This is a genomic window from Leuconostoc sp. S50 (genome assembly GCF_016624925.1).
Lineage (GTDB): Bacteria > Bacillota > Bacilli > Lactobacillales > Lactobacillaceae > Leuconostoc > Leuconostoc pseudomesenteroides.
This window is the reverse complement of sequence record NZ_JACVUE010000003.1, coordinates 64,098-75,608: the sequence shown is the minus strand read 5'-3', so window position 1 is coordinate 75,608 and position 11,511 is coordinate 64,098. Positions and strand designations below refer to the sequence as shown.

General features: G+C 39.7%; 10 protein-coding genes. 8 read left to right on the top strand and 2 right to left on the bottom strand.

Features of this window, described 5'->3' with window-relative positions; genetic code table 11:
* Positions 1 to 13 precede the first annotated feature (13 nt).
* The 8 genes from pgk (at position 14) to adhP (ending at position 9,681) form a co-directional block, all read left to right on the top strand.
* Positions 14 to 1,231: a phosphoglycerate kinase gene (pgk, locus tag IAE53_RS04245; RefSeq protein ID WP_080518862.1), complete on the top strand. Its 1,218-nt coding sequence runs from the start codon at positions 14 to 16 to the stop codon at positions 1,229 to 1,231.
* 222 nt (positions 1,232 to 1,453) lie between these two features.
* Complete coding sequence (locus IAE53_RS04240; protein ID WP_010295912.1) at positions 1,454 to 2,467, top strand: ABC transporter ATP-binding protein; 1,014 nt, start codon at positions 1,454 to 1,456, stop codon at positions 2,465 to 2,467.
* Positions 2,464 to 3,453 carry an ATP-binding cassette domain-containing protein gene (locus tag IAE53_RS04235; RefSeq protein ID WP_148423369.1) on the top strand — a complete coding sequence of 330 codons (990 nt, stop codon included), beginning with the start codon at positions 2,464 to 2,466 and terminating at the stop codon, positions 3,451 to 3,453. Before IAE53_RS04240 ends, IAE53_RS04235 begins: the two co-directional genes overlap by 4 nt.
* 2 nt (positions 3,454 to 3,455) lie before the next feature.
* On the top strand, positions 3,456 to 4,421 hold the full coding sequence (locus IAE53_RS04230; RefSeq protein WP_148423370.1) for an ABC transporter permease: 966 nt from the start codon (positions 3,456 to 3,458) through the stop codon (positions 4,419 to 4,421).
* A 10-nt stretch (positions 4,422 to 4,431) separates the two neighbouring features.
* On the top strand, positions 4,432 to 5,328 hold the full coding sequence (locus IAE53_RS04225) for an ABC transporter permease (protein ID WP_010295902.1): 897 nt from the start codon (positions 4,432 to 4,434) through the stop codon (positions 5,326 to 5,328).
* 123 nt (positions 5,329 to 5,451) lie between these two features.
* Positions 5,452 to 7,302, top strand: coding sequence for an ABC transporter substrate-binding protein (locus IAE53_RS04220; protein WP_148423371.1), 1,851 nt, complete (start codon positions 5,452 to 5,454; stop codon positions 7,300 to 7,302).
* 253 nt (positions 7,303 to 7,555) lie between these two features.
* Positions 7,556 to 8,458: an NADP-dependent oxidoreductase gene (locus IAE53_RS04215; RefSeq protein ID WP_148423372.1), complete on the top strand. Its 903-nt coding sequence runs from the start codon at positions 7,556 to 7,558 to the stop codon at positions 8,456 to 8,458.
* A 170-nt stretch (positions 8,459 to 8,628) separates the two neighbouring features.
* Positions 8,629 to 9,681 (top strand): alcohol dehydrogenase AdhP, encoded by a 1,053-nt coding sequence (gene adhP / locus IAE53_RS04210; RefSeq protein ID WP_148423373.1) that lies wholly within the window; start codon positions 8,629 to 8,631, stop codon positions 9,679 to 9,681.
* 44 nt (positions 9,682 to 9,725) lie between these two features.
* On the opposite strand, the gene IAE53_RS04205 is transcribed toward adhP, so the two are convergent.
* Together IAE53_RS04205 and IAE53_RS04200 are read right to left on the bottom strand one after the other, a co-directional pair.
* Positions 9,726 to 10,058 carry a VOC family protein gene (locus IAE53_RS04205; protein ID WP_148423374.1) on the bottom strand — a complete coding sequence of 111 codons (333 nt, stop codon included), beginning with the start codon at positions 10,056 to 10,058 and terminating at the stop codon, positions 9,726 to 9,728.
* 5 nt (positions 10,059 to 10,063) lie between these two features.
* Positions 10,064 to 11,344: an MFS transporter gene (locus tag IAE53_RS04200; protein ID WP_148423375.1), complete on the bottom strand. Its 1,281-nt coding sequence runs from the start codon at positions 11,342 to 11,344 to the stop codon at positions 10,064 to 10,066.
* Positions 11,345 to 11,511 lie beyond the last annotated feature (167 nt).

Here is an 11,511-nt window from a genome sequence, read left to right as displayed (position 1 = left end):
ATTGGAGGCTATCATGGCTAAATTGACTGTTTCAGATTTGGAACTTTCAGGTAAGAAAGTATTGATGCGCGTTGATTTCAACGTGCCTATCAAAGCAGGCGTTATCGGAAACGATAACCGTATTGTGGCAGCATTGCCAACAATCAAGTACGTGTTGGAACACAACGGTCGTGCAATTTTGTTCTCACACTTGGGACGTATTAAGTCTGAAGATGATAAAAAAGAATTGTCATTGGCACCAGTTGCTGCGCGATTGGGCGAATTATTAGGTAAGGACGTTAAGTTCGTACCATTTACACGTGGTGCAGAATTAGAATCAGCAATTAATGCTTTGCAAGATGGCGAAGTTTTGATGGTTGAAAACACACGTTTTGAGGATGTTGTTGACGGCGTTGAAGTCAAAAACGAATCAAAGAACAATCCAGAGTTAGGCAAGTATTGGGCATCATTGGGTGATGATTTGTTCATCAACGATGCCTTTGGAACAGCACATCGTGCCCACGCTTCAAACGTCGGTATCGCTTCAAATGTTTCACAAGCAGCCGCTGGTTTCTTGATGGAAAAGGAAATTAAGTTCTTGGGTGACGCCGTGGCTAACCCAGTTCGTCCATTTGTTGCCATCATTGGTGGTGCAAAAGTTTCTGATAAGATTGAGATAGTTAAGTCACTATTGTCTAAAGCTGACAAGGTTATTGTTGGTGGTGGTATGGCTTATACTTTTGACGCTGCTAAGGGTGAAAAAATCGGTAACTCATTATTTGAAGCCGATAAGGTTGAATTGGCTAAGGAATTGATGGCTGAAGCTGGGGACAAGTTGGTTTTGCCAGTTGATTCAATTGCTGCTGATGCATTTTCAAATGATGCCAAGACAGAAGTTGTTGATGCCACAGCTGGTATTCCTGATGGTTACATGGGACTTGATATTGGTCCTAAGTCAGTTAAGCTGTTGCAAGATACTTTGTCAGACGCTAAGACAGTTGTTTGGAACGGCCCAATGGGTGTGTTCGAAATGCCTAACTTCGCCAAGGGTACATTGGCAATTGGTGAAGAATTGGTTAAGGTGACTGAAAATGGTGGTACAACAATTGTTGGTGGTGGTGACTCAACTGCCGCAGTACAACAATTGGGTGTTGCTGACAAATTGACACATATTTCAACAGGTGGTGGTGCATCACTTGAATACCTTGAAGGTAAGGAATTACCAGGTATTGCTTCAATTTCTGAAAAATAAATTTATCAGTTAAACCTGATTAAAGGCACAGCGCTCTACTAGGAGCCTGTGTTTTTTTTTTGTCACATTTTTAGTGATTTCTTTACCATTTATGAAATAGCTATTTTTCTATATTATAATGTCGTTTATATGAGAAATATGTTAATTTGATTTCTAAACCATGTACAAAGATTAGATATACATGATATAATATTACCCAGGTTAAAATTAAGGAAGAGTAACATGGCAGAAAAATTGTTAGATGCTCAAGATGTTTCGGTAGAATTTAAGATTGCCGGTGAATATCAAAAAGCATTGCATAAAGTTAATTTATCAATCAATCATGGTGAAGTTCTTGCCCTTGTGGGTGAATCCGGTTCAGGAAAATCAACGTTTGCAATGAGTGTCATGGGACTTCATAACCCTGACCAGACAAAAGTCACTGGGTCCATTAAACTTAATGGCAATGAATTAATCGGTTTAACCGAACGACAATTCGATCAGTATCGTGGTGTTTCGGTCGGCATGATTTTTCAAGATCCACTATCAAGTTTAAATCCTCTTATGAAAATCGGCGATCAAATTGCGGAAGCCATGACTGTTCATGATAAACACACGCAACAAGTGTCAAATCGCGTGTTAGGATTACTTGATGACGTTGGTATTGTCGACGCTAAACGTGTCGCACAGCAATATCCGCATGCGCTTTCTGGTGGTATGCGTCAGCGTGTGATGATTGCAATTGCATTGGCTAACGAGCCAGATTTGATCATTGCTGATGAACCGACAACCGCTTTGGACGTTACGATTCAAGCACAAATTTTGGATTTGATTAAGGAAATCCAACAAAAAAAGAACGCCGGTATTTTACTCATTACCCATGATTTAGGTGTTGTGGCTGAAATGGCTGATACTGTCGCGGTTATGTATGCGGGTCAGATTGTTGAAAAAGCTGGTGTTGAGGAATTGTTTAATCATCCGAAACATCCGTACACACGTTCGTTATTGCGAGCTGATCCTTCAGATGTTAAACCAGGTGAAACGCTATATGCTATTCCAGGTACAGTGCCAGCTCTAAAAGATATGGATCACAATAAAGATTTGTTTTTGCAGCGTGTGCCTTGGTTAGATGAATCAGTAGTAAATGCCAACGTAAAAGATGAGCTACAACAAGTTGGGGATCATCACTATGTTCGTGGTACAGCGTGGCAAAATTTTGAATTTAATGACGTTACTGAGGGAGAAAATCAGGTATGAGCGACTTAATTAGAATTGAAAATTTGAAAGTCTATTATCCGGTACGTTCTGGTTTCTTTAATCGTGTAACGGATAACATTAAGGCTGTTGATGATGTGTCATTTTCCATTAAAGCAGGACAAACATACGGGTTAGTAGGTGAGTCAGGCTCAGGCAAAACGACGATTGGCAAATCATTGGTAGGATTAGAAGACCCCACTAGCGGGACAATTTTGTTTGATGGCGAGGAAGCTACAACAATCAAGCAGAAAAAGAAATTAAATTATAACAAAGATGTCCAAATGGTGTTTCAAGATAGTCAATCTAGTCTAAACCCACGTCGTTCTATCGGAGAAATCATCGCTGAACCTTTGAAGAGCTTTGGTGTACCTAACGCAATTGGCGCGGGAGCGGGAGATAAACGTTCGTTTGATCAAGATGCTATTGATAAACGTGTATTAGAATTATTAGAAATTGTGGGTTTGCCAGCACGAACTGTGACGCAATATCCGTTCCAGTTTTCGGGTGGTCAGCGGCAACGTATTGGTGTGGCCCGCGCCTTAGCAACCAATCCACGATTAATTGTGGCAGATGAGCCAGTTTCGGCGTTAGATTTATCAGTTCAAGCGCAAGTTTTGAATTTCATGAAAAAAATACAACGTGACTTCGGCATTAGTTTCTTATTTATTTCGCATGATTTAGGTGTTGTGAAGTACATGACGGATAACATTGCGATTATGCATAATGGGCGTTTTGTAGAATTGGGTACGACGGCAGATATTTTCTATGATCCGCGTCATATTTATACCAAACGGTTACTATCCGCAATTCCAAGTCTAGATGTTAGCAAACGTGATGCTAACCGCGCTTATCGCAAGCGGGTTGAAGCTGAATTTGCTGAAAATCAAGCTGCATATTATGAGCAGGATGGCTTACGGGCACGTGCGTACGATTTAAAGCAAATTACGCCGACTCATTCTGCGGCACTTAAGAAAGGAGAGGCTTAATTATGTGGCGAACGATTTTACGGCGTGTTTTGATTATGATTCCTCAGTTATTTTTGGTTTCAATACTGATTTTTATGTTGGCGCAGTTAATGCCTGGTGATCCATTCTATGGTAATTTAAATCCTAACTCCGATCCAGCTACCATTGCGCGCATGCGACATGCGGCTGGTTTGGACCAACCACTCTATCAACAATATATTCACTGGATTGATCGTGTTTTTCACGGTGATTTAGGCACATCATACGCTGTTAACAAAGGTTGGACTGTGACGAGAATTATTGCTTCACGTCTTTGGCCAACTATTTCAATGGGAATTATCGCGGCGATTTTAACTTATGTTTTTGCAATTTCTGAAGCCTTATTATCAGCACGACATGAAAACAAAACAATTGACCGCATTTTGATGGTGTGGAATACAATCACCTCAGCAGTACCATCCTTTGTTTTTTATTTTTTGATGATGATTTTGTTTGTTTACTTGATTCCAATTTTCCCGGCCTCCGGTACAGGAATAGATGATTCACAGACTGTTATGACAAGCTTTTTCAGTAATCTACGATATGCGTTTTTACCTGCATTAACGATTGCCTTGTTCAGTACGAACAGTATTTTTCAATATTTGAGATCAAACTTATTAGACCAACAAGCACAAGATTATGTTAGAACTGCACGTGCTAAAGGTGTCACGATTAAGGATGTCTTTAGAAAACACATCTTACGGAATGCCTTTCTGCCGATCGCATCAGGAATTGGTTACTCAATTACTGGGGTGCTGGGTGGTGCAATGTTTGCTGAAACAATCTTTGGTTATCCCGGTATTGGTGCATTATTCGTCCAAGCTCTGACTAGCCGTGATTATACAGTCATCACAGCAGTTATGTTATTGCAAGGATTCTTAGCATTGCTGGGTGGCTTACTATCTGATGTTATTTCAGCTTGGGTTGATCCACGTATTCGAGTGAAATAAGGAGTGAACCATGGAAACTAAAATGAAAAAACAACGGTTTGGTGCACGCTTTATTAAAAATTTCTGGCGTGAACTCGAAAAAGATAACTTAGCATTAGTGACAGTTGTCTTGTTAATTGCACTATTCTTATTTATAGTCATTGGTCAATTCTTTGTGCCAAGTAACATTGGGACTATGAGTGATATTTTGAATGCTAATCTACCACCTATGAGTGGTGGTCATATCTTAGGCACAACAGATTCTGGTGCTGACTTTATTTTAACGTTGATTGCCTCAGCTAAAAACTCAATTATTATTGGTTTTGGCGTTGCAATCATTATTACAGTTATTTCAGTTGTTGCTGGTATGATTATCGGCTATTTTGGTGGCTGGATAGATTGGTTATCAATGCGTATTATTGATTTCTGGTTGATTATGCCACTTATCATGATTTTAGCAATTATTTTTTCGACGGCCAAAGGCTTGTCGATTTGGAATTTAATATTGATTTTGGGACTAACCAGTTGGCCAGCCAGCGTGCGTTTGGTTCGAACATTGACGTTATCTGAAGTTAATCGTGATTATGTTGATGCGGCCAAAATTTCGGGAACCCCTTGGTACAAAATACTCTTTACAGGTATTTTTCCAAATATTTCACCAACGATTATATCGGATTTTGCACTAACATTGGCTACCTCAATTGGTATTGAGACAAGTTTGACATTCCTTGGTTTTGGTTTAAAACAAGGCACTAACTCAATCGGAATGATGTTGACTGTGTTAAGCCAGAACTCAGCTTCAACGATCTATACGCAATGGTGGTTATGGTTGCCAGAAACTATTGTGTTGATTATTTTGACGGTTGGTGTTGTGATTTTGGGTCAAGTTGCACGGCGTGCAAGTGACCAGCGACAATCGGTTTCTTAAAATAATAATATAAAAATGAGAAAATGATGTTGACAGTAAAATAAATAAGTGATATATTGCTTAACATGATGAGTGTTTTAAAAAAGAACATTCCAATGAAGAAACACAAAAGGGAGAATATATATGGTAAGCACAGGTGCAAAAATTGGCTTTGGCGTTGTTGGCCTAGTCGTTGTTGTGGGAGGTGGCTGGGCAGCATTGTCAGCAACATCAAATAAGGACACTACACCAAAAGCAGTTAGTGTTGGCTCATTTAAGGGTGATTACACTAACACTAAGACGGCAATTAAGGGTGGTAACTTGACGGTTACTAATCCCGGACAAGCCGCTTCGCCAATTACGTTTGCTGGGTATACAGAATTCGCACAATGGTCGGCGGCTGCCCAACAGTTGCAGCCTGCTGGATCGAATACATTGTTCTATACTGATAAGAACGGGAAAGTTATCAGTAGCGGTCCAGCCAAATTGAAAGTTGATAAAGATGCCAAAACCGTCACGATTACATTGCGCGACAACTTGAAGTGGTCGGATGGTAAAGCTGTCACTGCTAAAGACGTTGAATTTTCACTTGAAACTTTGGCTACTAACACAGTGGCCTCAGGAAACTTTACAGAATCATATACCAAGATTAAAGGTTTAACTGACTTCCAAAATGGTAAGTCAAAGTCAATTTCAGGTATCAAGTTTGATGATGGTGAAGATGGTAAGAAGTTAACTGTATCTTACACAAGTCTACCTGCTGCTGTTAACTGGGGTGATGGTGTACCATATTATGCTTTGCCATATCATGATTTGAAAGATGTGAGTTCAAAGACAATTGATACGTCTAAAAAAGTTACAAAAACGCCTTTGTCATTTGGACCATTTAAAGTGTCTTCTGTGTCGTCAGATTCCACAGTTAAGTATGTGCGTAACAGTGATTACTGGGGTAAACCAGCTAAGTTGAAGACAATCACATATTACATTAACCAAGATCAGTCAAAGCTTGAAAATGACTTATCAAAGCAAAAGTTTGATATTGTGACAACAGCACCAGCTACATTGTGGAAGAATGGTAACACACCGGTGTTGTCAAAGTATAATAATGCCAAGGGATATGCTGCTACTGGCCAAGCTGATGCAGGCTATTGGGAACTTTACTTTAACTTAGGACACGCAGATTCTAAGGGAACAAGTATTCAAGATCGTTCAACACCATTGCAAGATGCCAACGTACGTAAGGCAGTTGGTTATGCACAAAACGTCGGTGCGGTTGTTGCTAAGTATGGAAACGGTCTACGTGTAACAACTAACACATTAGTTTCAAAGTCAGAAACTAAGAAGTTGTTCTACGATAAGAATGTCAAGGGTTATCAAGAAAAAGCAAACGGCGACATCAAGAAAGCTGATAGTTTGTTGGAAAAGGCAGGCTATAAGAAAGATTCTGATGGTTACTATGCTAAAGACGGCAAGCGTCTAACGTTGACTTACTTGGCTCGTTCAGGTCGTTCAACAGCTGAGTCTGAAGCAAAAGCTTACATCGCAGCATGGAAAGCAGCCGGTATTGAAGTTAAGCTTTATCAAGACAAGTTAGTTGATGCGGCTACTTGGCAGTCAATTGTTTTGTCAGCAAAGAACAATGATTGGGATATCACTGATGGTGGCTGGGGTGAAGGTACAGTACCAACATTTGACCAACTTTGGAGCAAGAATGCTGCTTATAACTTTGGTCATGTCACATCAGCAGCTTTGACTAAGAATTTGACTGACACACAGAATTCAACTTCTGATGCAAGTTTGATTAAGAATATCAAGGCCTTCCAAAAGTTAGTTGTTGATAAAGAAGCCTACACAATTCCTACTTACACTAACATTGATGTACAATTGGTCAATGGTCGTGTTAAGGGATGGACAAATGCACCTGTCAACGATTTGTACGCTAAATTGAGTGTTACTTCAAATAAATTGACTACTTCTGGTAATCCACGTAAGTAATCACAAATTAAATACGGGTTGGTATCCTCCCATGGCTCACGTTACTTTTCCAGCCCGTAAGCAGTAGTTGAGCCAAACAGTAAAAAACATCACAGCATGGATTTTTGACTTCCTAATGTTGTGATGTTTTTTTTATGTCATTTTCTAATTGTTTTATAAAAATTTGAACCAAAATTAACATTTTATTGGCTAATTAGCTTACAATGTATGTGACAACGACTCAGACATTTCGAAGAAAAGAAAGTGTGAAAAAATGTACGCAATAGAGATGAAAGATTATGGCGACGTCGATGTTTTTGCAGAGGTAACAGATGCCAAAACACCAGACATTAAGCCCAGTCAGGTACTGGTTAAGCAACGTGCAACAGCTATTGATCCCTATGATGTAAAGTTTCGTGCAGGTGTCATGGGAACTAGTGCACCAACACCACTGATTAATGGCTCGTCTGTGGCTGGTGACATTATTGCAGTAGGTAGTGAAGTAAGTGATTTTCATGTTGGTGATCGCGTTGCTGCATCACCGCATCTCAAAAGTTACGCTGAATTTGTGGCTGTCAGTAGTAAGCAATTAGCTAAAATTCCAGCTGGTGTGAGTTATGAAACAGCTGCAGCAGTTGTTTTGGGTGGTCAAACGGGTTATCAAATGATGACGAGCGATTTAGATTTACGACCTGGTGAGAGCGTATTGATTCACGGTGGCGCCGGCTCTGTTGGATTTACTGCGATTCAAGTTGCTCAGGCAATCGGTGCGGATAAAATATACACAACCGCCAGTGGGGAATCAGCCGTATTCTTAAAGGCGTTCAATCCGCATTTACATGTTGTTGACTATAAGAAAGAAAGTTTGGCGACTGTTATTAAAGATAAAGTAGATGTCGTGCTTGATACCATTGGTGGTAAAACACTAACTGATTCTTTGAACGTGTTGCAACTCGAAGGTCGACTTGTGTCCATAGTTGATGATAATGATGACCCAAGAGTCACTCATAGTTTTATGAAGTCAAATGGTCAGCAATTGGCGGAATTGTTGCAGATGGTTGCCAGTGGTGATGTGAAAGTCAATATTGCTGAAGTGGCGCCATTTAATGTGATTAATCTGAAAGAATTCCATAGTCGTCAACACGTTTTAGGCAAGTTAGTTTTAAAATTCTCGTAATCCAACTTTTATTTTTAGAAACCGTAGAGGTTCTCTATACATTTGTTAGTGAAACACGTCACTTTATAAAAGAATTTTATGTAAATTTTACATAAAAACTATTTACAAATATGAATTTTATGGTTACAATTTACTTGTAAATAAATTCACATATATGAAAGAGGTTAAACATGAAAGCAGCAGTTGTTCGTGAAGTGAATGATGGGTATGTTGATTTAATTGATGATTGGCAACCACGTGCGCTAGGCTTTGGTGATGCTTTGGTTGATGTTGAATACGTTGGTCTTTGTCACACTGATTTGCACTGTGCTAATGGTGATTTTGGTAATCCAAACGAAATTGGTGAACGCAATGGTCAATTCCGTCGTGTTATCGGTCATGAAGGTGTGGGACGTGTTTCAAAGTTAGGCGAAGGTGCCGGTGATTATCTTAAAGTTGGTGATCGCGTATCAATTGCTTGGTTCTATGATGCTTGTGGTGTTTGTGACTACTGTGTTTCAGGTAATGAAACATTCTGCCGTAAAGTTCGTAACTCAGGTTACACGATTGATGGGGCGATGTCACAACAAGTTGTTGTCAACTCAAAATATGCAGTGAAAGTACCAGAAGGTTTGGATCCAGTTGAAGCAACATCAATCACTTGTGCCGGTGTGACAATGTATAAGTCACTTAAAGTTGGTGAAACAAAGCCAGGTGAATGGGTGTCAGTTCATGGGGCTGGTGGTTTAGGTAACTTGGCTGTGCAATATGCTCATAATGTATTTGGCGCACACGTAGCCGTTATTGATGGTAACGATGACAAGTTGGCTGCTGCTAAGGCTAACGGTGCTGAGGTGTTGGTCAACCGTAAGACCGAAGATGTGGTTGCTAAGGTTAATGAACTAACTGGTGGTGTGCATAACGCGCAAGTAACTGCTGTTAATGATGCAGCTTTCTCACAAGCTGTTAATGTTTTGCGCCCAATGGGTAAGTTAGTAGCTGTTGCTTTGCCACAAGGTGATATGGCACTCAATATTGCTAAAACAGTATTAGACGGCATTGAAGTTCGAGGATCGCTTGTTGGTACTCGTGCCGATTTGAAAGAAGCCTTCCAATTTGGGGCTGAAGGTAAAGTTAAGCCAATCGTCGAAACAGTTGATTTCAAGGATATGAATGATGTGATTGATGAGATGAAGGCTGGTAACATTACTGGACGTAAAGTCTTTGACTTCACAGCACTATAATCAAATAAAAACGAGATACAGAATTTGTATCTCGTTTTTTTTAACTATTGATTTGCCTCAAGTGTGATTAAATTACCTTCGGAGTCATGGATTTTAAAGGCGATTTTATTGCCGAAACGTGGCTCGGGCTTGCCTACAATCGGAATAAAATTATTTCGAAGATGTTGCTTTAACTCATCTTGATGGTCTCTAATCAACATTTCTAGTCGATCTGTTGATTCACCGGCTACAAAAATAATATCATCACCATCAATCATTAAGTGGCGACCACTTGCGTGACCAGATTGTGGTAGGTCGAATACATCACGCCAAAAACGGTAGGCGCGGTTAACATCTTGAGCAGGAATTGTTTTAATGTTGAGTTTTCTTGGTTTCATAATACTTATAGTATAGCTGTTTCACCGGTTTTTTCAACCTTCTCAATGTCATGTTGACGGGTTAAAATGATGTATACAACAGTCATCAATGTCACAATCGCCATGATTAACCACGAGATATTTGGTGAGATCAAATTTGCAATACCAAGGAACAAGAACTGACCAACTGGCGCGCTTGATAAAGCAAATGTATTGAGCAAACCACTGACACTTGCCAGCTTGTTTTGATCAATGCGTTTCATTAAAATAGCACCAAATTTTGGATTGACTTGCGCGTTAAAATAAGCAACGACAAAGGAAATAATCATCCATACACTGCCGTTTGGATAAATAATTGGCACGAGCTCTAAGCCTAGTACGCCAGTCAGCGCTACGGCTAGTAATTGCTTAGTCGTTAGATGACTCAGAAAAGGTATGGGCAGGAGAGAGCCTAACAACATCCCAGTTGAAAAGATAGCGCCAAACATCGCGACGGTAGTGCCAAAACTACCAATGAGCAGGCTTTTTTCGTGTAAAAGTGTGACATTAAATACGCCATTTAGCGAGGTGCCGATAAAATTAACAGCAGTGGCTAATAGCATTAACTGAAAGAACAGCTTGTCTTGATAAACATACGAAAAAGTCATTTTTAAGTCGTGCCACATGGGTTGCGTTGATTTTGGACGTTGTGTTGTTTCAATATGTGCTTCGGCTTGTTTGAAGTGGTGACGATTGACAGTCATGATCAACCAAGCGAGGATGAACATGAACGTATTGATCAAGCTAAAAGCGGCATAATCTTGATGTAGTAATCCCAATAATCCCACGCCGGCAAAACCGCCAATTAAACTCACCGTGATACTGACTGCTTGCTCCAATCCCATTGCGTTTTGTAATTGATCATCGCTTAAAATATATCGTGATACGGGGGTCATTAATAGATTACTGTATGAACCAATGGTATCAGCGAAAAAAATAAGTATTAGTAGCACGATAAAACTGTCAAACCGACCATGCCATAATGTTAAAATAACAGTTACAATTAAGAATATACCGGCTTGCGATAGTCGGGCAAATGACCAAGCGCGCAGATGATTTTTAGTTTTGTCTGCCAAATTTCCCATCACAACTGATAATAGCGACGGGAAGAACTCAGCGAATGCCACTAATGTTACTGCGAGCGTTTTATTGGGTAGGGTAGCGGCATAAATTAAAAAAACAATGTTAAAAAAACTGCTCCCAATATTATTAAAGAACTGCGCTATAATCATCACACGAAATGCTTTGTTGACTTTGAAAACCTGCATTAGCAATACTCCTTTTGACTTGAATAAATTAAGTGTACACGGTAAGATAAATTAAAGAAAAATAAGAGAATATATTCTACTTTAAATCATCTGTACACAACAGTTAGTAAAGTAAGCATAGTTGATTTTGTTGTTAATACGATATAAGTGACATATATGACAACTTT